Source organism: Streptomyces sp. MRC013 (genome assembly GCF_023614235.1).
In the GTDB taxonomy this organism is placed as follows: domain Bacteria; phylum Actinomycetota; class Actinomycetes; order Streptomycetales; family Streptomycetaceae; genus Streptomyces.
The window spans coordinates 1,589,187-1,610,353 of sequence record NZ_CP094264.1 but is presented as its reverse complement, the minus strand read 5'-3'; the positions used below and the strand labels follow the sequence as shown (position 1 = coordinate 1,610,353).

At 72.5% G+C, this 21,167-nt stretch carries 20 protein-coding genes, 1 tRNA gene and 1 pseudogene; 18 read left to right on the top strand and 4 right to left on the bottom strand.

Annotation, left to right across the window (positions count from 1 at the left end; translation table 11 throughout):
- The first annotated feature begins 6 nt into the window (after positions 1–6).
- Positions 7–495: an SRPBCC family protein gene (locus LUW75_RS07095; protein WP_250334864.1), complete on the top strand. Its 489-nt coding sequence runs from the start codon at positions 7–9 to the stop codon at positions 493–495.
- A 98-nt stretch (positions 496–593) separates the two neighbouring features.
- Here LUW75_RS07095 and LUW75_RS07090 read toward each other — a convergent pair whose 3' ends face one another.
- Positions 594–1,310, bottom strand: coding sequence for an SGNH/GDSL hydrolase family protein (locus LUW75_RS07090; protein WP_250334863.1), 717 nt, complete (start codon positions 1,308–1,310; stop codon positions 594–596).
- A gap of 220 nt (positions 1,311–1,530) precedes the next feature.
- Between LUW75_RS07090 and LUW75_RS07085 the strand changes: the two genes are divergently transcribed.
- The 9 genes from LUW75_RS07085 to LUW75_RS07050 all read left to right on the top strand — a co-directional run bounded on the left by LUW75_RS07085 (position 1,531) and on the right by LUW75_RS07050 (position 9,886).
- A tRNA-Arg gene (locus tag LUW75_RS07085) sits at positions 1,531–1,616 on the top strand.
- A 203-nt stretch (positions 1,617–1,819) separates the two neighbouring features.
- Complete coding sequence (locus tag LUW75_RS07080; protein WP_250334862.1) at positions 1,820–2,503, top strand: class I SAM-dependent methyltransferase; 684 nt, start codon at positions 1,820–1,822, stop codon at positions 2,501–2,503.
- Between the two features lie 5 nt (positions 2,504–2,508).
- Positions 2,509–3,132 (top strand): cytochrome P450, encoded by a 624-nt coding sequence (locus LUW75_RS24290; RefSeq protein WP_284453810.1) that lies wholly within the window; start codon positions 2,509–2,511, stop codon positions 3,130–3,132.
- A complete protein-coding gene (locus LUW75_RS24285) occupies positions 3,132–3,929 on the top strand; it encodes a cytochrome P450 (RefSeq protein WP_284453809.1) in 798 nt (265 codons plus the stop codon). Before LUW75_RS24290 ends, LUW75_RS24285 begins: the two co-directional genes overlap by 1 nt.
- 72 nt (positions 3,930–4,001) lie before the next feature.
- A complete protein-coding gene (locus LUW75_RS07070; protein ID WP_250334861.1) occupies positions 4,002–5,021 on the top strand; it encodes a hypothetical protein in 1,020 nt (339 codons plus the stop codon).
- A complete protein-coding gene (locus LUW75_RS07065) occupies positions 5,018–7,396 on the top strand; it encodes an MMPL family transporter (protein ID WP_250334860.1) in 2,379 nt (792 codons plus the stop codon). The genes LUW75_RS07070 and LUW75_RS07065 overlap by 4 nt, the downstream gene beginning before the upstream one ends.
- Positions 7,397–7,423: 27 nt before the next feature.
- Complete coding sequence (locus LUW75_RS07060; protein WP_250334859.1) at positions 7,424–7,915, top strand: SRPBCC family protein; 492 nt, start codon at positions 7,424–7,426, stop codon at positions 7,913–7,915.
- Between the two features lie 91 nt (positions 7,916–8,006).
- A complete protein-coding gene (locus tag LUW75_RS07055; RefSeq protein WP_250334858.1) occupies positions 8,007–8,603 on the top strand; it encodes a flavin reductase family protein in 597 nt (198 codons plus the stop codon).
- A gap of 89 nt (positions 8,604–8,692) precedes the next feature.
- Positions 8,693–9,886: an NAD(P)/FAD-dependent oxidoreductase gene (locus tag LUW75_RS07050; RefSeq protein ID WP_250334857.1), complete on the top strand. Its 1,194-nt coding sequence runs from the start codon at positions 8,693–8,695 to the stop codon at positions 9,884–9,886.
- 143 nt (positions 9,887–10,029) lie between these two features.
- On the opposite strand, the gene LUW75_RS07045 is transcribed toward LUW75_RS07050, so the two are convergent.
- On the bottom strand, positions 10,030–10,545 hold the full coding sequence (locus LUW75_RS07045; RefSeq protein ID WP_250334856.1) for a hypothetical protein: 516 nt from the start codon (positions 10,543–10,545) through the stop codon (positions 10,030–10,032).
- A 120-nt stretch (positions 10,546–10,665) separates the two neighbouring features.
- On the opposite strand from LUW75_RS07045, the gene LUW75_RS07040 reads away from it, so the two are divergent.
- Together LUW75_RS07040 and LUW75_RS07035 are read left to right on the top strand one after the other, a co-directional pair.
- On the top strand, positions 10,666–11,397 hold the full coding sequence (locus tag LUW75_RS07040) for an AraC family transcriptional regulator (protein ID WP_250334855.1): 732 nt from the start codon (positions 10,666–10,668) through the stop codon (positions 11,395–11,397).
- 312 nt (positions 11,398–11,709) lie between these two features.
- Positions 11,710–12,441, top strand: a complete 732-nt coding sequence (locus tag LUW75_RS07035) for an AfsR/SARP family transcriptional regulator (RefSeq protein WP_250337576.1) — start codon at positions 11,710–11,712, stop codon at positions 12,439–12,441.
- 132 nt (positions 12,442–12,573) lie between these two features.
- Here LUW75_RS07035 and LUW75_RS07030 read toward each other — a convergent pair whose 3' ends face one another.
- Positions 12,574–13,371, bottom strand: a complete 798-nt coding sequence (locus tag LUW75_RS07030; RefSeq protein ID WP_250334854.1) for an AfsR/SARP family transcriptional regulator — start codon at positions 13,369–13,371, stop codon at positions 12,574–12,576.
- A 724-nt stretch (positions 13,372–14,095) separates the two neighbouring features.
- Here LUW75_RS07030 and LUW75_RS07025 point away from each other — a divergent pair.
- From LUW75_RS07025 to LUW75_RS07010, 4 genes are read left to right on the top strand one after another with little or no spacing between them, the layout of a single operon-like run.
- Complete coding sequence (locus tag LUW75_RS07025; protein ID WP_250334853.1) at positions 14,096–14,677, top strand: hypothetical protein; 582 nt, start codon at positions 14,096–14,098, stop codon at positions 14,675–14,677.
- 27 nt (positions 14,678–14,704) lie between these two features.
- The gene (locus LUW75_RS07020) at positions 14,705–15,268 is read left to right on the top strand and encodes an SdpA family antimicrobial peptide system protein (RefSeq protein ID WP_250334852.1); all 564 of its coding nucleotides are present in this window, start codon (positions 14,705–14,707) and stop codon (positions 15,266–15,268) included.
- Positions 15,259–16,260 (top strand): sporulation-delaying protein SdpB family protein, encoded by a 1,002-nt coding sequence (locus LUW75_RS07015; RefSeq protein WP_250334851.1) that lies wholly within the window; start codon positions 15,259–15,261, stop codon positions 16,258–16,260. The genes LUW75_RS07020 and LUW75_RS07015 overlap by 10 nt, the downstream gene beginning before the upstream one ends.
- Positions 16,261–16,284: 24 nt before the next feature.
- A complete protein-coding gene (locus tag LUW75_RS07010) occupies positions 16,285–16,830 on the top strand; it encodes a hypothetical protein (RefSeq protein WP_250334850.1) in 546 nt (181 codons plus the stop codon).
- Between the two features lie 179 nt (positions 16,831–17,009).
- Here the strand turns inward: LUW75_RS07010 and LUW75_RS07005 are convergent, their stop codons facing one another.
- Complete coding sequence (locus LUW75_RS07005) at positions 17,010–18,125, bottom strand: threonine synthase (RefSeq protein WP_462933699.1); 1,116 nt, start codon at positions 18,123–18,125, stop codon at positions 17,010–17,012.
- A gap of 208 nt (positions 18,126–18,333) precedes the next feature.
- Here LUW75_RS07005 and LUW75_RS07000 point away from each other — a divergent pair, with 208 nt between their 5' ends.
- Together LUW75_RS07000 and LUW75_RS06995 are read left to right on the top strand one after the other, a co-directional pair.
- Positions 18,334–19,905, top strand: coding sequence for a S8 family peptidase (locus LUW75_RS07000; RefSeq protein ID WP_250334848.1), 1,572 nt, complete (start codon positions 18,334–18,336; stop codon positions 19,903–19,905).
- A gap of 337 nt (positions 19,906–20,242) precedes the next feature.
- Positions 20,243–20,996: pseudogene (locus LUW75_RS06995) on the top strand (GntR family transcriptional regulator).
- Positions 20,997–21,167: the final 171 nt, after the last annotated feature.

The window sequence follows — 21,167 nt, the reverse complement described above, 5'->3', positions numbered from 1 at the left end:
AAGCCGATGATTCCGGTGGAACGCCGCTGGGAGATCGAGGAGAGCGTCTTCGTCAAGGCCGCGCCCGAGCGGGTGTACGCCGCTGTGGCGGACGTGCGGTCGATGGGGCGCTGGAGCCCGGAGTGCGTGGCGGTGCGCGGGGTGCCGCACGGCCCCGCCCCGGTCGGTGCCCGGTTCATCGGGTTCAATCGCAAGGGGCCGTTCGTGTGGTTCACCGGCTGCCGGGTCATCAGCGCGGAACCGGGTGCCGTCTTCGCCTTCCGGGTCAGCACCTTCGGGCTCCCGGTCGCCCTGTGGGGCTACCGGTTCGCGCCGGAGGAGGACGGGACCCGGGTGACCGAGTACTGGCAGGACCTGCGCACCGGCCGGCGCGGCGGGTTCGCCGAACTGCTCGGCCGGATTTTCACCGGTACCCGTCCCGATCGGCGCCATCTCGCCAACCTGGCCGGGATGCGCGCCACCCTGGGGCGACTCAAGCGGGTGCTGGAGAGCTGAGCCGCGTCGCGGAGTGCCGTGACCACACGGCAGGACGTGGATCGCCGGCGCGTCCGACCACCGCGTCGTGAGGCCGGCCGGGCCCCGCGCCCCCTCTCTCAGCGCCGTGCCGCCTTGCCGGCCGGCGGAGGGTGCGGGGCGGGGCCCGGGGGACGGATGTGCCGGCCGAGTCCCCGCACCACCGCCGCGGCCGTCACGGCGTGGCCACGGCTGTTCAGCGCCGTCCCGGTACCGTCCCACATCCCGGCGTCACCCACCGGGCCGCTGGACGACAGGTCCACATGGAACGCCCCGTGCCGCAGCGCCAGGGTCCGGGAATGCTTGACCCGGGCGCGCTGCCGAGCCCGTACCACCTCGTCGCCCGGCTGCCGTGCCCCGGGCGATCGCGTCAGATCGAAGGGGTCCACCAGCAGCACGTCGTAACCGCGTTCGCGCAGCGGGACGATGATCCGGACGAGTTCCGTTCGGAAGGCGCCGGCGTCGAAGCCCGGGCGCAGCAGCTCGCGGCCCATCAGCTGGACCACCGCCAGGTCCCCGCCGAAAGCCAACGCTTCGGGAAGCTGCCGGGAACGGATGTCGGCGGCCTGCCGCACCCGCCCGCTCAGCAGGTTCAGGCAGGCCACCGCCGGTTCCCCCTCCCGCAGGGCGTCCGCGACCCGTTCGGGCCAGCACGCGCTGCCGTAACCTTCGACCGGTTCCGCGCGCCGGTCCGCCCTGCCCTCGCCGATCGCCACCATCCGGCGCCAGCGCGCTCCGGCCAGGACCCGCCGCGCCTCGCCGTCGTGCAGGCAGCGGGAATCGTTCTTCTCGTCCACGGCCTGAACGGGTGATTCGGGCACAAGGTCTCTCCGCTCGCCGAGGCCTCCGGGCGGCATGCGCCGGAGACCGTCCCTCCCGGGGGGAATCCTCTCAGGGATCGCCTCTTGAACACCGGTGAACCCCACGTCTCAGAACCGTCTCAGCGGAATGTCAGGAGGGGGCGGCAGAATCATGGACACCGGCAAAAAGGACGCGCGTCTTCCGGCCCTGCCGCAAGGAGAGGTACCCGAAGCGGCCCAACGGGGTTCCGGGCGATCCGGATCGGGTGCAAGCCCTCGCAGGTTCGAATCCTGCCCTCTCCGCATCGGCCCTCCGGGGAAGCGGACCCCCGCGGTCCGCTTCCCCGGAGGGCCGCAACGCACCACGGCCCGGCCCACGGCCCCCGAGCCGACGACCTCCGGCTGCCACCGCCACCGTGGCCGGGACCCGGCCGGGATCCGGCGGCTCTCTCGCGCCGCCGGCCGGGAATGTCTCCCCACCCGCAAGTCCGCGAAGGGAAAGCCGGATGATCGGCACGCTGCTCAAGAAACCCCTGGAAGTGGTCGAGACGAACTTCCGGAAGCCCGACGGCACGGCCGGGCGACTCGTCGGCCACCTGATGACGCTCCAGCACCGCTCGTTGACGGTGTGGACGATCGAACACATGGAGGTGCGCCGCTCCCAGCGCGTTCTGGACGTGGGGTGCGGCGGCGGGATGGCGGTCAAGCTGCTTTCCGAGCGGACGCCGCAGGGCTTCGTCGCGGGCGTCGACTACTCGATGGACATGGTGAGCCAGGCCGTTCGCCGCAACGCCGACGCCATCGCCCGCGGGCGGGTGGAGGTCCGGCACGGCGACTCGGCCGCCCTGCCCTACGACGACGCCGGTTTCGACCACGTGAGCGCGATCGAGACCTTCTACTTCTGGCCGGATCCGATGCGCGGGCTCGCCGAGGCACACCGTGTGCTCCGGCCGGGCGGGCAGGTGGCGATCACCCTGGAGATGAGCAGGGAGGCGGCGGCGGACGACCCCTCGCTGGTACAGCGCTTCTTCGGGCGGCAGTTCACCGAGCGCTCGGAGCGGGACGGGCTGCACATCCTGTCCGGTGCCGAACTGACCGGGATGCTGGCCGAGGCCGGCTTCCGGAACGTCCGGTTCGTCGCCGAGCCGCGCCGTTCGCTCGGCTGGGTGTGCGCCCTGGGCCAGAAGTGACGGCGGTGGGGCGGCAGCACGACGGACCCGCGCCGGAGGCCGGCGGCCTGCCGGTACTGGGCAGCGTCGTGGACTTCCGCAGGGACATCCTCGACGCGATGCGCCTGGGATGGCAGGCCCACGGCGACCTCGTCCGCTACCGGCTGGGCCCGGTCGTGGTGCACGGCGTCTCCAGCCCCGAGCTGGCCGGCGACGTGCTCACCGACAGCGCCACGTACGGGAAACTGGGCCCGGACAACCCGCTCCGGCTCATCCTCGGGGAGGGGCTGCTCACCAGCGACGACCACGAGAGCTGGATGCGCAACCGGCGCATGATGCAGCCGATCTACTCCAAGCAGGCGCTCTCGGGGATGTTCCGCGCCATGGTGGACTCCACGGTCGACCAGCTCGCCCACATGGAGCGCCTCTACGCCTCCGGCGCCGAGGTGGACGTGCATGGCGAGATGATGCGGGTCACCCTGGACATCGTCAGCCGCTGCATGTTCAGTACCGATGTCACCCGCACCCGGGACAAGCTCAGCCCCGAAGCCGTGGACGTGGCGGTGAACTACGCCTTCGACCGGCTGCAGAACCCGTTCAGCCCGCCCACCACCTGGCCGACCCCCGCAACCGCCGTTTCCACCAGGTGATGGAGGGCCTCGACGAGATGATGTACGGCCTCATCGAGGAGCGCCGGGCCGCGGGGACGCCCGAGGGCGGCGCCAAGGACCTGCTCGACATGCTGCTCGCCGCCCGGGACGAGGAGACCGGGGAGGGCATGGACGACCGGGAGCTGCGCGACGAGATCGTCACCACCTTCGCGGCCGGCCACGAGACCACCGCCGTCACGCTCAGCTGGGCCTTCTACCTGCTCTCCCAGCACCGGGAGGTGCTGCGCCGTGCGCAGGAGGAGGTGGACCGGGAGCTGGGGGACCGGATGCCCACCGTGGAGGATCTGCGCCGGATGCCGTACCTGCTGCAGATCTTCGAGGAGGCGCTGCGGCTGTACCCGTCGGCGCCGATCGTGCCCCGGCTGACGCTCAGGGACACCGTGCTCGGCGGCCATCACGTGCCGAAGGGCTCCCGGGTCCTGGTCAACCTGTTCAACATCCACCGGCACCCGCGCCACTGGGCCGACCCCGAGCGCTTCGAGCCCGACCACTTCGCCGCGGCGGAGCGGAAGGGCCGCCACCGCTTCGCGCACATGCCCTTCGGCGCCGGTCCCCACCTCTGTATCGGCAAGCACTTCGCGCTGATGGAGGCGCACCTGCTGCTGGCCACACTCATCCGGCGGTACGACTTCCGGCATGTCCCGTCCCATCGGGTGGTGAATCACGCGACCATCACCCTGCGGCCGAAGTACGGGATGGTCATGACGCTGCATGAGCGCCGCCACGCCGTCCCCGGCACGGGCGCACCGGCGGCCGCGGGCGCCCCGGCGGACTGACAGGCGGATCGACAGCACGTCTGCCGTGCACGCGTGCGGCGCACCGGCAGACCGGAGGAGACACGGATTCCGATGCACACCGACTACACCACCGCCGACGCGCTGACCCTCAACCGGACGTACTACCGGCCGGGGCAGCGCGAAGGACACTACGAAAGCTTCTACCAGCGCGGCAACCACCCGACGGAGCCGCGGGCGTTCTGGATCCGCTACACCATCTTCAGCCCGACCGGCATGCCCGAAGCGGCCATCGGCGAACTGTGGGCGATCTACTTCGACGGCGTCACCGGGGAGCACGTCGTCGCCAAGGAGGAGTACCCGATCGCCGAGTGCGCCTTCGACCGGGACACCTTCAGCGCCCGTGTGGGCGACCGGGTGCTCGAACCGGGCGCCCTGCGCGGCGAGGCGGTCGGCACCAACGGCCGGATCGCCTGGGACCTGACGTACAAGGGCGACGAGCCGCCGCTCCTGCTGCTGCCCCCGAAGATGTACACGGGTGGCTTCCCCAAGGCGAAGAACCTGGTCGGCGTGCCGCTCGCGGTGTACGACGGCACCCTCACCGTGGACGGCCGGACCGTCGACATCGACGGCTGGACCGGCAGCCAGTGCCACAACTGGGGCAGTAGGCACACCGACTACTACGCCTTCGGCCAGGTCGCCGGCTTCGACGAGGAACCCGACGGCTTCCTGGAGATCGTCACCGGGCGCACCCGCATCGCCGGTCCGGTCACCACTCCCATGGTGACCTTCCTGGTCCTGCGCCACCGGGAACGGGAGTACTCCCTGGTGTCACTGCGCCAGGCGCTCACCGCCAGGGCCGACTTCGGCTACTTCTACTGGAACTTCGCCAGCGGCGACGACACCGTCGACGTCCGCGGCCGTTTCACCGCCCGGCCGGAGCAGTTCGTCGGGCTGAACTACTACAACCCGCCGGGCGGCATCAAACACTGCCTCAACACCAAGATCGCCGCCTGCGAGGTGCAGATCACCAACAAGATCACCGGTCGCACCGACCGGCTGCGCGCGGGCAACCGGGCCCTGATGGAGATCCTCACCGACGACCGCACCCACGGAATCGCGATCCGCGCATGACGGAACAGACGACCCGGACCGCGGCCCCGCCCTCCGGAGGCGGTCCGCGCAGCGGACCGGGCGACCGCGGGTACGTGGACAGGCTGGCCGGGGGAACCGCCCGCCTGACCCGCCGCCGCCGCAGACCGCTGGCCACGCTCTGGATCGTGCTGCTCCTGGTGGCGGGGTACGGGGCCACCCAACTCGCCGACGCGTTGAGCGGCGGCGGCTGGTACGTCACGGGCTCGGACTCCGCGACGGCCGCCCAGCGGGTCACCCGCGGGTTCGAGGGGCGCGGCGCCACCTCCCTCACCCTCGTCGTCAGGGACACCCGGTACGACCGGGCCGACCCCGCGTTCGACGAACGGGTCCGGGGCGTCGTCGACCGGGTCACCCGCGACCCCGGACTGCGGGTCACCGGCTCCTACGGCTACACCACGCTCACCGGCGACCGGGCCCGCGGCGCCTTCACCGGCGAGGACGGGCGCACGGCACTCGTGCGGCTCGGCTCCGGGCTCGACGACGGCACCGCCCGCCGCGTACTGCCGGGCATCCAGGAGGGACTGAGCGACGCCTACGAACGCCAGGGGCTACGGGTCTCGCTGGTCAGCCAGGCGGCGCTCTGGGGCGAGGTCAACCACCTCAGCGAACGCGGTCTGCTCCGCGCCGAGCTGATCACCCTGCCGCTGATCGCCCTGGTGCTCCTGCTGCTCTTCCGCAGTGTCGCCGCCGCCCTCGCCTCGCTGCTCGTCGGCGTCACCTCGGTCGCCTTCACCCTCGGGCTGCTCGCGGTCCTGGCCCGCCACACCGAGCTCTCCGTCTTCGTCCAGAACGCCGCCACCATGCTGGGCCTCGGCGTGGGCGTCGACTACTCCCTCTTCGTCATCATGCGGTTCAAGGACGAGCTGCGGGCCGAGGGGCCGGATCCGTCCGCCGACGCCGTGGAGCGCGCCGTCGCCCGCACCCTGCGGACCTCCGGGGAGACGGTGGTGGCCTCCGGCGTCACCATCGTCGCCGCCATGTCGACCCTCTTCCTGGTCGACCTCAACGTCATCTGGTCCATGGCGCTCGGCGCCGTCGTCGTGGTGGCGTTCTCCATCCTCACCAGCGTGCTGCTGCTGCCCGTCCTGCTCCACCTGCTCGGTCCCCGGATCGAATGGGGCGCGATCGGCCGCCGCGCCGCCGCGGGGAAGCCCGCCCGCGGGAGCCGGTGGGTGGGCGTCAGCCGGGCGGTGATGCGCCGCCCCGTCGCCTTCCTGCTGATCAGCCTCGTCGCGATGGGTGCGCTCGCGGTGCCGTCGCTGAGGCTGGAGACCTTCACCCCGGACGCCCGGGTGGTGCCCACCGGGGCCGCCGTGCGCGAGGGGTACGACACCGCCAAGGAGCAGTTCGGCGAGGGCAGCGCGGCACCGATCCAGGTCGTCGTGGAGTCCGACGCCCCCCTGTGGCAACGCTCGGCGGACGACTCCGCCCGGCTGCTCCGACTCCACGACGAACTGGCCGAGCTGCCCGGCGCGGTGCGGGTCGACTCCGTCGTCGACCCGCTGCGCCGGGTGGACGGCACCCGCCCGTTCGCCGCCCTGGCCCCCCGGACGGCGGCCGCCCTGCCGGCCGATCTGCGCGGTGCCGTACGCCACTTCGTCTCGGCCGACGGACGCACCCTGGTCGTCGAGGTGGTCGGCGGCGACACCGCCTCCTCCACATCCGTGCGCGACCTGCTGGAGTCGGTGCGTACCGCCTCCGCCCCACTGGCGGCGGCGGACGGCTGGCGCGTGTACGCCGGTGGTGAGACCGCCGAGGGCGTCGACGCCAACGAGGTGATCTCGGACAGCATGCTGCCGGTCGTCGGCACCATGCTCGCCGTCATCTACCTGCTGTTGCTCCTCACCTTCCGGTCGGTGTTCCTGCCCCTGTCGGCGATCCTCATGAACCTGGTCTCGATGGCCGCCACCTACGGCGTGCTGGTGCTGGTCTTCCAGGACGGCTGGGGCAGCGGACTGCTCGGCTTCGACAGAAGCGACAACCTCACCAACTTCGTCCCGGTGCTGCTGGTGACCCTGCTGTTCAGCCTGAGCACCGACTACGAGGTGTTCCTGCTCAGCCGGGTCCGGGAGGAGTACCTCGCCACCGGGGACGAAACCGACAGCGTGGCCCGCGGCATGGCCGCCACCGCGCCGCTGATCTCGGGCGCCGCGGTGCTGATGGTGGCGGTCTTCACGGCGTTCGCGTTCGCGGGCATCCTGCCCATTCAGCAGATCGGGATCGGCATGGCGGTGGCGATCGCCCTCGACGCCACTGTGATCCGGTTGCTCGTGGTGCCGGCCTCCATGCGGCTGATGAACCGCTGGAACTGGTGGATGCCCGGCCGGAGGACTCCGGCCCCGGGCCGTCGGTGAGCGTCCGCGACTTCGGAAGGTGACACGGTGAGCGACGTGACGACCGCACCGGAAGTGGCCGAGAGGGTGACCGTCAGAGCATCGCCCCGGACGGCCTGGGCCGCCGTCAGCGACGTGCGGCGCATGGGCGAGTGGAGCCCGGAGTGCCGAGGCGCGTGGCTCCTCGGACGCGGCGGCCGGCTGGGGCGGGGAGCCCGTTTCCTCGGCCGCAACCGCGCCTCCTGGCTGCCCTGGGTGACCCTCTGCCGGGTGCTGGAAACCGTTCCCGGCGAGGTGTTCGCCTTCGACGTCAGCTTCTTCGGCGTCCCGCTCTCCCGCTGGACCTACCGCTTCACGGCGGTGCCGGGCGGCTGCCAGGTGACGGAGGAGTGGTACGACCGGCGGCGAGGGCTGCACGGCCGGCTGATCACGGGTGTCGCCCCGCTGCTCACCGGAGTGGTACGGCGGTCCGCGCGCAACCGGACCACCGCCCGCGCCACCCTCGTCGCCCTGCGCGACGCGCTCGAGGCGGGGCGGTGAGCCCACCGGCCGGGGGCCGGACCGCCCTGAACGGCCCGCCTCCGCCCCGGAACCGGCAGCTCTCCAACGCACTCCAGAAAGGAGCCCGGTGATGCGCCAGGTCACCATCGGAGCACCCTGCGGCGATCGGGACGGGTCCGCCCCGTTCACCGCACCGCACGTCGGGGAGGAGGCCTGCCTGGACTTCTACGCCAGGCTGGCGTCCGGCGTGACAGTGGTGACCGCGCAGGGCCCGGACGGCCCGGCGGGCAGCACCGTTTCGGCGGTCACCTCGCTCTCCGCCGACCCGCCCCTCCTCCTCGCCTGCATGGGTACCGGCTCGCGGACCCTCTCCGTGATCGGGGAACGGGGACGGTTCGCCGTCAACCTGCTGCCACAGTCGCAGCGGGCGCGCGCGAAGCTCTTCGCGGACCCCCGGATCGGCTCCGCCGAGCGGTTCGCGGACGTGGACCATCGCCGGGTGCTCGCGGTGCCCGTGCTGGAGGACACCCTCGGCTGGTCCGTCTGCCTGACGGAGGACATACGCCGCTACGGCGACCACTGTCTGGTGGTGGGCCGGATCGCGGCGGTGCGCACGGCGGCCGGCCGCCCCCTGCTCTGGCACGGCAGGTCCTTCCACGCCCTCGCCGACGAAGGCGTCCCGCCCTCCGCCGTGACCGACGACCGACCGCCCCTGGAGGAAGCGTGACGAGACCTCCGGCCGGCCGACCCTGCTGGAGGGGCCCCGGCCCCACCCCGACGCAGCCTTCCGGCGGCGAACCGGCACCGCCGCCCCGGGTGCGCGGGGTGCTGGAGGCGGAGGTGACGGTGGTGGGCGCCGGTCTCGCCGGACTCTCCACCGCCTACCACCTCGCCGAACGCGACCCGTCCCTGGACATCCTGGTGGTCGACGCCGAGGGCCCGGCCGCGGGCGCCAGCGGGCGCGGTACGGGGCTGCTCGGCCCCCGCGTCGGCCCGCCCGTCGACCAGGCCGTGCGACGCTTCGGCCCGGACACCGCCCGCCGTATGCACACGGCCAGCGTCGAGGCGGTGGAGCAGGTCGTCGAAGTGTGCGCCCGGCTCGGCGTGGCGGCGTCCTGCCGAACCGGCGAGCAGGTGGTGGCCACCCGCACCGCCGACGGACTGACGGCACTCTCCCGGCAGGCGGTGGCGTACCGGGAGCTCGGCCTGGACGTACCGGTCCTCTCCGCCGCGGACCTGCGCGACCGGGTGGACGTGCCGTACCACGCCGGCCTGCTGTACCGCGCGGCCGCCCTCGACCCGGCGGCCCTCACCGGCGCCCTGGCCCGCGCCTGCGCCGCCAAGGGCGTCCGCTTCCTCGGTAACAGCCCGCTGCTGGCGCTCAGGCCCGGAGCGTCCGCCGACGAGACCCGTCTGGTCTTCGCCGGGGGGATGGTGCGCACCCGCAAGGCGGTGCTGGCCGTCAACGCGGCGGCGGGCGCACTGGGACTGCCGGTGGGCACGGTGCTGCCGCTGCTGGTGCACGCCGTCGCGACCGCGCCGCTGCCCGCCGAGGCACGGCGGGCGCTGGGCGGCCGGACCGGCTGTGCGCTGATCGACGCCCATCCCATGGCGCCGTACTTCCGGCTCGCCCACGACGGGCGGCTGGTGCTGGGCGGAGGCAGGCCACTGCTCGTGCCGGTGGCCGACGATTCGGGCTCGGCGGCGGTGTGGCGGGGGCTGGAGGAGCGGCTGCGCGGACTGCACCCGGCCCTCGCCGAGGTCGAGGTGACCCACCGCTGGGCCGGGCAGATCGGGATGACCACCGACGGTCTGCCGGTCGTCGGTCCGCTCGCCGGCCGTCCGGACGTCTGGTACGTGGGGGGCTGCTGCGGTCACGGCCTGGCCATGTCCGTGGCGCACGGTGCCCATGTGGCCGGGGCGCTGACCGGTGACATCGGTGACCGGCTGCCCTGGCACCGGTCCCGGGCCCCCGGTTGCCGTTGCCCGGTCCCGTCCGGCCGCTGCTGAGCGCCGCGCTCGGCCTGATGGAACGGGGCGCCCGGCGCGCGGCGTGACCGGGCCCGCGCGCCGCGTGCCCGAGGAGGCGGCGGGCGGCCGAGGAGGCCGGGAGGGCCGGGTGCTTCCCCGGCCCTCCCGGCCTCCTCGGCCGTTCAGGCGTTTTTGCGCCACACCAGCGCGGCCGCCACGGCGAGCAGCGCGATCGCCGCGATGTCGATGCGGGCCACCCGCATGGTGGCGCCGTTGAGTGCCGGGGCGGCGTGGGCGAAGAGCAGGAACGTGCCCATGCTGACCGCCCCCGCGACCATGGCGGCCACTCGCAGCGAGGGGATGAACGCCGCGCACAGCAGACCGATCCCGACCAGCCCCAACAGCACCGCCCGGTGCCGCAGCAGCACGGTCAGGTCGGCGGAGTGGGCTCCGTCGATCGAGATCCCGTACGCCGTGGAGATCCGGGACGGGGCCACCGCGACCACGGCGGGCAGCAGGTTCACCGCGCCGACGATGAAGAGCAGGGCGGTGATGAGGCGGTCGATCCACATGATGTCGTCTTGTCCGTTCGCGGGGGAGGGAAGGAAACCGGCGTGGCCGGGGCGGCTGGTGCGGAACTGCTCCGGTGACGTGCGTGGGAACGGCGCCCGGCGAAACCAGCGGAACAGGGCTAGCATGCCCGCATGCGACCGGCGCAGCTTTCAGAAACATGCTCTGAGCAGGCTGTGTTGTGGCTGTGGCCGGGACAGGCTCTGTACGTCGGGCCCTCGTTGAAGCCGGACTTCCACTCCAGCGCGGTGAGCTGTCTGGCGGTCGGCGTCGACGCGGAGTTCACGCTCGAACTGGAGCACGGCTCCCGGCGCGCGGTCCGCACGGTCCTGGTGCCCGCACGGGTACGGCACCGGGTCGTCGCCGACGGGACGCGGATGGTCTTCTACTACCTCGACCCGGCGTCGACGCGGGAGCGGGCCTGCCGCCGGATGATGACCGGCGACGCCGGGCTGGCCGGGGACCACGAGCACGAAGCCGAAGTGGTGCGGCTGGCCGCTTCGTTGAGCGACGGGGTGCCGCCCGCACAGGTCCGGTACTGGCTGGACCTGGTCGGCCCGGACGGCACCGACGGAAGCCGGGATCCGCGGGTGAGGCGGGCGGCCGCCCGGCTGAACGGGCCCCGGGGGCAGCGGTTGCCTGCCAAGGAACTGGCGGTGGAGGCCGGTCTCTCGGTCTCCGCCTTCCTCCGGCTGTTCCGCGCCGAGACGGGTACCACCTTTCGCAGGTACAGGCTGTGGGCCCGGGTACTGCGGGTGGCCACCCTGCTGGAGACCTGGCCGGACCTGAGCACCGCGGCCGTGGAAGCGGGGTTCGCCAGCCCGTCCCACTTCAGCAGCGCCTTCCACGCGATGTTCGGTGTGCGGCCCAGCACCCTCTTCTCCCAGCCCGTGCTGATCAGCACGGTCGGCCGGTCGGCGGCCGACCCTTCCCCCACTGCGGTCCGAGGTGCGGCCGGCGCCCGTCCCGGACCGCGCTGAACTGCGCCGTAGGGGCGTTCGAGGCCGCGTGGCGCCGGTCGGGCCACCGTCGCCCCCGAAGTTACTACCAAAAAGTAGGTAATCCGGTAGGGCGGAGCAACAAGCCGACGACAAGAAACGTGGTCCATGATGCCGAGGGGAGTCCCAGGAGGGGCTTCCGGGGGAGGGTCTACGGACTGAGAACTCGCACGCGTTGAACGAGAAACAAGAACCAGACCACTGTCGGGTGTCGCCGCTTCATTCGCAGGATTGACCGGTAGTTCTCTTGGAAGTGGATGTTCGATGAAAATAAGAATTCTCGGACCCTTGGACGTGTCTGACGGCGATGTGCGCATCAGGATTCCGGGAGAGAAGCTGAGGGCGATCGTCGCCGTCCTCGCCCTCTCTGCCGGGCGCACGGTGTCCCGGAACGACCTGATCGACGAATTGTGGGGCGAGGAGCCGCCCCGCAACGCGGAGAACTCGCTGCACGGTCACATCGCCCGGCTTCGCCGGGTGCTCGCCCTGCACAGCGGAAAGCCCGGTCTGCGGGCGATCATAGAGACCTCCCCCTCCGGCTACGCGTTGACCGGCCCCGAGGTCGAGGTCGACGCCGCCCGCTTCGAGGGACTGGTCCAGCAGGCCGAATCGCTGGGGGACGCGGCATTGGAGAAATCCGCCGAGCTTCTCGCGACGGCGACCGGGCTGTGGCGGGGCCCGGCGCTCGTGGACACGGGGCAGGGGGCCATCTGCCGTATGGCCTACAGCCGGCTCCAGCAGACCCGGATCGCCGCTTCCGAAAGATTGTTCGACATTCGGCTGAAGCTGAATCAGCACCACTCACTGATTCGCGATCTGGAGCAGATGCACGCCATGTATCCGTTCCATGAGCGCTTCTGCGCCCAACTGATCACCGCCCTCTACCGCTCGGGTCGCCAGGCGGACGCCCTGGACGCGTACAGCCAGATGGTCGAGCGCCTCTCGCGCAGCCTGGGGCTCGACCCGGGGCGCGACCTGCAGAGCAAGTTCTACGGGATCCTCCGCCAGGACCCGGCGCTGCTGTGACCCCGGGGTCCGTCCGGAAGGCCTTCCGGACGGACCCCCGCCCCACGGCCTCGCGGGTCAGTCCCCGTTCGGCTGCCGGGCATGCGCCGTGGGCGGTGCGGAGAAGCACGTGACGGTGAGCTGGTCGTCGTCCTACCGCAGGATCGCGGCCTGCAGCCGCTGCAGCCGGGGGCCGGGGTCCATCCCGAGTTCCTCCGAGAACAGCCTGCGAAGCGTGGCGTACCGCTGCAGGGCCTCGGCGGGCCGACCCGACATGTACAGGGCCCGCATCAACAGCTCCCAGCTGACCTCCCGCAAGGGGGTGCGCGACGTCAGCTCCTCGGCCGACAGGACGGCTTCCTCCAGATTCCCCTCGTGCATCAGGATGGTCACCCGCAACTCCCGGGCCAGCAGGAGGGCTTCCTCCAGTCTGGCGATCTCCTGGGCGGCGAAGGGGTGGTCCACGGCGTCGGCGAGCGCCGCTCCCCGCCACAGCGCCAGCGCCGCGTCGATCTCCAGCCGGGCCGCTGTGACGCGTCCCTCGCCCAGGAGGCGCCGGGCGTGTCCCAGCTTGCGCTCGAAACGAAACGCGTCCTGCGCTTCCGGGGGGATCCGCAGGGCGTACCCCATCGACTCCCGCACCAGCACGCTCGCCGCGCCACCCCGCGCCCGGTCGGGTTCCAGCGCGTCGCGCAGCCTGCTGATGTGCGAGTGGATCGAGGAGATGGCACCCCGCGGCGGACGGCTGAACCACAGGTCGTCGCAGAGCGACTCCAGCGGCACGGCATGCCCTCGTTCCAGTAGCAGCCGGATCAGCAGCACGCGCCGCTTCGGCGGTCCGACGTCGAGCACCCCGTTCCCGGAGCGTGCGACCAGCGGGCCCAGCAGCCCGAACTCCAGTCGGCGCCGTGAGGCTGCCTGACTGCTCCGTACGGATAATGAGACGTCCATGTCCACCATTTTACTTTCATGTTCAATCATCTCGCTACGTTCGCTCTCGTGTCGTTTCATCGATCCCGTCGCCGTACCGGGAGGCGTCGGTGCCGTCGTCACGGTTCGGGTGGGAGCGGGGCGAGAGGGCTGGACATGGGGTGATCGTCTCCGCTTCGGGGTTCATGCATGGAAGAACTGGTTACCTCCGCAACCAGTTGCTTGAGGTGGTCACCGTAGATATGTGATGCACACCACAAGTGCCGGGTTCCCGATCCGGGTCCCGCACCGCGCCGTCGCCGGGCGGCGATGACGCGGCGGGCCTCGCCCGCCGGGGTGCCCGGCGTCCCACCGGCGATCCGCGGCGTCCCGTGGTTCCCAAGGGCTTCGGGGAGGCGTGCAGGCCAACGGCGGTCCGGCGGCGCGGGCGACGCGGAGCCGGTTTCGAGCCGACCGGTGCCGGGAGGCGTCCCCCGGGCCGGGGCCGCACCGGGGCGGGACCGCCCGCGGCGGGCGACTCCGCGACCACCACCCGGGCGCGGGCGTGCACCGCCCGTGCGGCGACCGCCTCCCGGGTGCGGCGCGCACCGTCCGGACGTGGCGTGCACCGGCCAAGGGACTGTCGCCCGGAGTGCCGCGATCCTAGCGTGGAGTCACGGGGGGTCGGGTTCCCGGACCGCCCCGGGTCGTCGCCCCTTCCGCTGCGTCGACGTCGAACGCCAACAGCTGCGTAAGGAGTGCGGGCATGTCCACCCGGCGCCGCTTCACCTGCCTCTCCCTCGTCCTGGCGCTCGCGGTCGGCGGCGCGGCCGTCGGCAACGCGAACGCCGGCCCGGTGGGCGAACCCCGGCGCGTGGCCGCCGACTCCCTTCCGTGGGACGCCGCCACCGTCTTCCGGGGGGTCTTCTTCGGACAGGGCCCCGTCGCCGCGAGGATCCCCGCGCACTACTTCCCGGGGGTGAAGCCCGCCTCGCCGGAGCAGAGGCGGGCCACCGACGGGCTCATGGCCGAGGTCGAGCGCGGACACCCCGGCACGGTGGGAGCCGTCGCGGCCGCGATCGACTCGGGCTCCCCGCAGCGCACCAAGGAGGCGATCGGGACCGCGGCCGCGCACCTCGACGAGGTGGTGAAATCCAGCGGCGCCGCGGAGGCGCTGGTGAGCCCGAACTGCGCGGCGATGATCGCGGGGGCCTTCTACTTCGTGGTCGTGTACTTCGCCATGTTCCGGTACTACGACGTCGACTGGGGAAGCGTCGGCGCCTCCGGCAGCCGAACCCTGGAGAACGAGCGCTTCGTGGTCGACGTGCTGAACGGCCTGGGGAAGTGACGGCGGAGAGCGTGAGGAGGGGCCGGGGTGGACTCGTCCCGATTCCTGGTGCGCAGGGCGCGCACCGCCCTGGTCCTGGCGTCGGTGGCGGTGCTGGGCCTCCTCCACGTGGCGTTCAGCGTCGTTCCCGAGACAGCCGCCGGAAGCCCCGCCGCGGCACCGGTCGTGCGCTCCTTCCTGCCGGAAGGATGGGCGTTCTTCACCCGGAGCCCTCGCGAGCCGCGGCAGTCGGTGTGGGTGGAGGAGGAACCGGGAGCATGGAGCGAGGTGGAGCGGACCGGGGGAGCCTCCCCGTCGAACCTCTTCGGTGTCAGCAGGGCCCTGCGGGCCCGGAACGTGGAACTGGGGCGTCTGTACCAGCAGGCGGCCGACAAGAAGGCGACCTGGGTGGAGTGCGAGGGCGGGGCCCCGGCCGTCTGCCTCGCCGGCACCGCGGTCTCCGCGAGGCTCCGCAACGACGCGCCGTCGCCGGTGCTGTGCGGAACCCTCGGCATCTCCGAGCGTGAACCGCTGCCCTGGGCGTGGGCGAAGAAGTACTCCCCGGACACCATGACCACGCGCGTGCTGCACCTGGAGGTCGCATGCTCCTGAGAATCGGAGCAGGGCTCACGGCGATCACGGCGCGGGACCCGTTCGGCAACGTGCTGGGGGCGTCCCGGAGCCTCCTCGCGTCGGCGACCTTCCTGACGCTCGCCGTCAACGGTCCCGACACGCTCTTCGTCCCACCCGCGCCCGGTACGGCCGGCAGGGCGCAGCAGTGCGACGGAGCGCCGGCGATCGGACTGTTCTGCGTCGCACCCTCGCTCGAGGCGGGCAGGCTGGCGGCCCTGGCGGTGCTGCTCGCGGTGATCGCCGGCTGGCGGCCGCGGTGGACCTGCGTCCCCCACTGGTACGTGGCGTTCAGCGTCCAGAACAACGCGAGCGTCCTGGACGGCGGGGACCAGGTGTGCGCGGTCGCCACCCTGCTGCTCGTCCCGGTCGGCCTCTGCGACGACCGCCGCTGGCACTGGACTTCGCCGGTGCGCGGCGACCCGGACGACCCCGTCCTCGGGCTGTCGTACGCGCGGAGGCTCGCCGCCCTGGCGTTCCTGCTCCTGATCCGGGTCCAGGTCTTCGTCGTCTACTTCCAGGCCGGTGTCGCGAAACTCGGGGTCCAGGAGTGGGCGGACGGGACGGCGATGTACTACTGGCTCTCCGACCCCGTCTTCGGTGCCACCGCATGGCAGCAGTGGGTCCTGCGCCCGATCCTGGTGAACGGGTTCTCCGTGACCCTTTTCACCTGGTCCGTGTTGGTCGGGGAGATCGCTCTCGCCATCGGTGTGCTGGTTCCCCGGAGACTGCGCCGCCCCTTCCTGTCGGCTTCGCTCACCTTCCACGCGGGGATCGCGTTCTTCATGGGCATCACGACCTTCTCGCTCACGATGGCGGCCGTCGACCTCCTCGCGTACCGGAGCGTTCACGACCCCTTGCCGGCTCCTGTGGAAGTGCTGCGCGCGGTGCGGCGGAGGGGCGGAACGGAAGCGACCGGAAAGGCCGGAGACCTGCCCGAGGCCCCGACCGGGGCCGTGTGCACGGGGAAATGACACAGGAGATTCTCGGAGGTTCCGTTGAAGAAGGTCCGGCTGCTCGTCTGGTTGGTCGCCACCGCGGTTCTGGCGGCCGGCGTGTCCGTCGCCAACGCCGCGCAGCCGCCTCCCGTCCCCGCGGGGGCCGGCGCGGCCGGGGCCAAGCCGCTCGAAACCGATGCGCGTACCGTCTTCAAGGGCGTCTTCTTCGCCCAGGGGCCGGTGGGGGAGATGCTGCGGACGGGCTCGGTGGACCCCGCGGGCGGGGACCGGGTGGCCGCGGAGGAGCTGATGGACCTGCTCGACGACCGCTATCCCGGCACCGTCCGATCGGTCAGTGACGCGATCGCCACGCGCCACCCCCAGAAAGCGGACGCGGCGCTGACGGTCGCGGCCCACCGCCTCAGGCGCGTCACCGGGGGCGGCGGGAGCAGCTCCCTGACGAGTCCCCGCTGCCTGGCGCTGGCCGTGGCGGTGTGGTACGCCGGGGCCTTCTGGACGTTGTTCTGGCTGCCCGCGGCCGCGACGCCGGAGAACCGGCTGAAGCGGGAACGGGCGGTGGCGAAGATGATCACCGCGATTCGCTGACGTACGGGTGCCGGAGGCCACCCGCGGCCGGCCGGAGCGCGGGCCGGGCACCTCCCGTCCCGGCACCGGCGGCGGGTCCCGTCGGCGGCCGACCCGGCGGGTCCCGCCCCACCCCCGGCCGCCGTCCCGGCGGGTCCCCGTCCCGGCACCGGTGGGGAGGCCCGTCCTGCCGCCCGCCCTCAGCCCCCGGCGGCGAGACCCGTCTTGGCGCCCGCCCCGCACAGCGGCACCACCGTCTCGCCCGGCGGCGGCTCCGCCGTGACCGCCGCCCAGCACGCCGCGCCGGTCGGCTCGACGAACAGGCCGCGCCGCGCCAGGTCGAGTTGGGCGTTCCTGACCTGGGCGTCGGTCACCGTACAAAACCCGCCGCCCGACTCCCGCACCGCCCGCAGGACCTGCCGGGCGCGCCGCGGGTGCGGGATGGCGATGCCCTCCGCCACGGTCGGCGCGGACGGTACGGGCTCCGCGTCCGCCGCGTCCGCCGCGAACGCCCGCGCCAGGGGTGCCACCGGTGCCGCCTGGACCGCCACCAGCGGCGGCCGCCGGTCGACCAGGCCCGCCGCCAGCAGCTCGGCGGTCGCCAGGGCGGCGCCCAGCAGCAGCGTGCCGTTGCCGACCGGGACGACGAGCGTGTCGGGGAGGCGTCCGCCCAGGTCCTCCCACAGCTCGTACACGTACGTCTTCGTGCCGTGCAGGAAGTACGGGTTGTCCACGTGCGACGCGTAGAAGACGCCCGGCGCGCCCGCCGCGCCGCGGGCCGCCCGCGCCGCCGCCTCCCGGTCGCCCGGAACGACCTCCGCCCGGGCCCCGTGCGCCCGGATCTGCTCCAGCTTCTTCGGCGGTGTGGCCTCCGGGACGTACACGGTGCACTCCAGCCCCGCCCGCGCGCAGTACGCGGCGACCGCCGTGCCCGCGTTGCCGCTGCTGTCGGCGACGACCCGGTCCGGGCCGAGCCGCCGGGCCAGTTCGACGAGGAGCGCGGCGCCCCGGTCCTTGAAGGAGAGCGTCGGCATCAGGTAGTCCAGCTTGGCCGACGCGGTGTCCGTGAGCCGGACAAGCGGGGTGCGGCCCTCTCCCAGGGTGACGTGCGGGTCGGAGAGCGGCAGCGCCTCCTCGTACCGCCACAGCGAGTTCACCCGGCCGGCCAACTCGCCGCGCGGGACCGGCGAGGCGGTGAAGTCCAGGTCCCAAGGGCCGTAGCAGTCAGGACAGTTCCAGGTCAGAGCCGAAACGGGTGATCGCGTTCCGCATTCTCGACAGATGTAGCGAGCGTCCTCCAGCATGGTGCCCAGCATGGCAGCCGTGTGGTGAATCCGTGGGCGATCGTTCCGAACCCTTGTGGGATTCCCGCGGATCGGCGAACCTTTCGCCTGACAGACCAAGGCAGTCGGCACCGTCTACCCAGCGGTGCGTCCTGTCGTGCATGCACGGGTCAGGGGTTGTCATGCACCTGTCCCACTCATCCCCCACAGCAGCGCACCACCTATGAGGAGGACCCCTCACATGTCAGTGATGCGTACGTCGCGACGCACGGTCGCCGCCGCGGCGGTGGCCGCCGCCGCCGTCGGACTGGGCACCCTCTCCGCGCACCCGGCTGCCGCCGAGCCGGTGCAGGAGGGCGTGATCCAGTACGCCGACGCCCCCAACGCCGTCCAGGGCAGCTACATCGTCACCCTGAAGGAGACCGCCGACTCGGACGCCGCGTCCGGCAAGGCGGTCGCGGCCAAGTACGGCGCGAAGATCAAGAAGACGTACACCAGCGCACTCAACGGCTATGCCGTGACGCTCTCCGAGGAGCAGGCGAGAAAGCTCGCCGCGGACCCGGCCGTCAAGTCGGTCGTCCAGGACCGGGTCTTCACCATCACCGGCACCCAGCCGAACCCGACCTGGGGCCTCGACCGCCTCGACCAGCGCGCCCTGCCGCTGGACAAGAGCTACACGTACCCCGAGCCGGGCGGCCAGGGCGTCACCGCGTACATCATCGACACCGGCGTGCGCATCTCCCACAGCGAGTTCGGCGGCCGTGCCTCCAACGGCTACGACGCCGTGGACAACGACAACGTGGCCCAGGACGGCAACGGCCACGGCACCCACGTCGCCGGCACCGTCGCCGGCGGCACGTACGGCGTCGCCAAGAAGGCGAAGATCGTCGGCGTCCGCGTCCTCAACAACCAGGGCTCCGGCACCACCGCCGGCGTCGTCGCCGGCATCGACTGGGTGACCCGCAACGCGGTCAAGCCGGCCGTCGCCAACATGAGCCTCGGCGGCGGCATCGACTCCACGCTGGACCAGGCCGTGCGCAACTCCATCGCGTCCGGCGTCACCTACGCCCTCGCGGCCGGCAACGACAACAAGGACGCGTCCACCTCCTCGCCCGCCCGCGTCCCCGAGGGCCTCACCGTCGGCTCGACCACCAGCACCGACGCCCGCTCCAGCTTCTCCAACTACGGCAGCGTGCTGGACATCTTCGCGCCCGGCTCCAACATCACGTCGGCCTGGCACACCGGCGACACGGCCACCAACACCATCTCCGGTACGTCGATGGCCGCTCCGCACGTCGCCGGTGCCGCCGCCCTGTACCTGGCCAACAACCCCTCCGCCACCCCGGCCCAGGTCGCCTCGGCGATGACCTCCTCCGCCACCAGCGGCGTCGTCACCAGCCCCGGCGCCGGTTCCCCGAACCGCCTGCTGTACGTCGGCGACGGCGGCGGCACCACGCCCCCGCCGCCCGGCTCCCGCTTCGAGAACACCACCGACTACACGGTCGCCGACCTCGCCACCGTCGAGTCCCCGGTCACCGTCACCGACGTCAAGGGCAACGCCCCGAGCGACCTGAAGGTCGAGGTCAACATCCAGCACACCTACATCGGCGACCTGCGCGTCCAGCTCGTCGCGCCGGACGGCACCGCCTACATGCTGAAGGACTACAACACGGGCGGCAGCGCCGACAACATCAACACCACGTACACCGTGAACGCCTCCTCCGAGGTCGCGAACGGCACGTGGAAGCTGCGGGTGACGGACAACGCCCGCTACGACTCGGGCAGGATCGACTCGTGGGCGCTGCAGTTCTGACGCGTCCCGGAGCCTGATCCGACAGGGGCGGTCGCCGGTCTCGGCGGCCGCCCCCAGGCGTTGAGCCGGGTCACGACGCCCCGCCGCTCGGCCTCGGCGGGGACGCGCACACCGCGCTGAAGCTCTCCGCCGAGGCGCCGGCCTCCCCGGCCGGCTGACGCCGCCGGGAAGGGGCGAGGGGCGCGCGGCGGCCGCCACCGCGCGCCCTCCGTGGCGAAGCGCGGGCGTACGCCGCCGGACGGCGCACTTCACGAAGAGTGAAGCGCTGGCCCGTACTTGCGGGGGCGAAGACCGGGTTGCCAGGCTGTCGCCGTCGTCGACCTGATGGGAGTGGCCCGTGACCTTCGGCGAGCAGCCCGCCTACCTGCGCGTTGCGGGCGATCTCCGGAAGAAGATCGTCAACGGTTCGCTGCCCCCGCACACCCGGCTGCCCTCCCAGGCCCGCATCCGCGAGGAGTACGGCGTCTCGGACACCGTCGCCCTGGAGGCGCGCAAGGTCCTGATGGCCGAAGGCCTGGTCGAGGGACGCTCCGGATCCGGCACGTACGTCCGGGAGCGCCCCGTACCGCGCCGGATCGCCCGCTCCGGCTACCGCCCGGCGCACGGGCCGGTGACCCCGTTCCGCCAGGAGCAGACCGCGGAGGGCGCGCGGGGCACCTGGGAGTCCGGCAGCGAACGGGAGCGGGCGCCGGCGCAGATCGCCGCCCGGCTGGGCATCGAGCCCGGCGACCCCGTGATGCGCACGCGGTACGTCTTCCGGGACGGCGGCGAGCCGATGATGCTCTCCACCTCTTGGGAACCCCTCGCCGTCACCGGGCGCACGCCCGTCATGCTCCCCGAGGAAGGACCGCTGGGCGGCTGCGGGGTCGTCGAGCGCATGGCCGCGATCGACGTCGTCGTCGACAACGTGGTGGAGGAGGTCGGCGCGCGCCCCGGCCTCGCGGAGGAGCTGCTGGCGCTCGGGGGTGCCGGGCCACGTGGTGATCGTGGTGGAGCGTACGTACTTCGCGTCCGGGCGGGCGGTGGAGACGGCCGACGTCGTCGTCCCCGCCGACCGCTACCGGGTCGCCTACCACCTGCCGGTGCGCTGAGGGCCGGGGCCCGAGGGGCCCGGCGCCACCGGTCCGCGGGGCGCGCCCGGGCGAGTGCGCCACCCCCGGACGCGGTTCCTGGCCGGATCCGTACCTCTTCGTGCAAACGCGTATCCGGTCCGTGAAGGTCAGGCGTAAGCTCGGGCATATGCGGATTGCGGTTTCGACGGA

What these genes read in the sequence shown, in the direction of transcription:
- LUW75_RS07055 (WP_250334858.1), top strand. Translation starts at nt 8,007, where the DNA reads ATGCGCCAGGTCACCATCGGAGCACCCTGCGGCGATCGGGACGGGTCC.
- LUW75_RS07005 (WP_462933699.1), bottom strand. Translation starts at nt 18,125, where the DNA reads ATGCTGGGCACCATGCTGGAGGACGCTCGCTACATCTGTCGAGAATGC.
- LUW75_RS07095 (WP_250334864.1), top strand. Translation starts at nt 7, where the DNA reads ATGATTCCGGTGGAACGCCGCTGGGAGATCGAGGAGAGCGTCTTCGTC.
- LUW75_RS07015 (WP_250334851.1), top strand. Translation starts at nt 15,259, where the DNA reads ATGCTCCTGAGAATCGGAGCAGGGCTCACGGCGATCACGGCGCGGGAC.
- LUW75_RS07070 (WP_250334861.1), top strand. Translation starts at nt 4,002, where the DNA reads ATGCACACCGACTACACCACCGCCGACGCGCTGACCCTCAACCGGACG.
- LUW75_RS24285 (WP_284453809.1), top strand. Translation starts at nt 3,132, where the DNA reads ATGGAGGGCCTCGACGAGATGATGTACGGCCTCATCGAGGAGCGCCGG.
- LUW75_RS07030 (WP_250334854.1), bottom strand. Translation starts at nt 13,371, where the DNA reads ATGGACGTCTCATTATCCGTACGGAGCAGTCAGGCAGCCTCACGGCGC.
- LUW75_RS07025 (WP_250334853.1), top strand. Translation starts at nt 14,096, where the DNA reads ATGTCCACCCGGCGCCGCTTCACCTGCCTCTCCCTCGTCCTGGCGCTC.
- LUW75_RS07000 (WP_250334848.1), top strand. Translation starts at nt 18,334, where the DNA reads ATGTCAGTGATGCGTACGTCGCGACGCACGGTCGCCGCCGCGGCGGTG.
- LUW75_RS07065 (WP_250334860.1), top strand. Translation starts at nt 5,018, where the DNA reads ATGACGGAACAGACGACCCGGACCGCGGCCCCGCCCTCCGGAGGCGGT.
- LUW75_RS07045 (WP_250334856.1), bottom strand. Translation starts at nt 10,545, where the DNA reads ATGCTAGCCCTGTTCCGCTGGTTTCGCCGGGCGCCGTTCCCACGCACG.
- LUW75_RS07080 (WP_250334862.1), top strand. Translation starts at nt 1,820, where the DNA reads ATGATCGGCACGCTGCTCAAGAAACCCCTGGAAGTGGTCGAGACGAAC.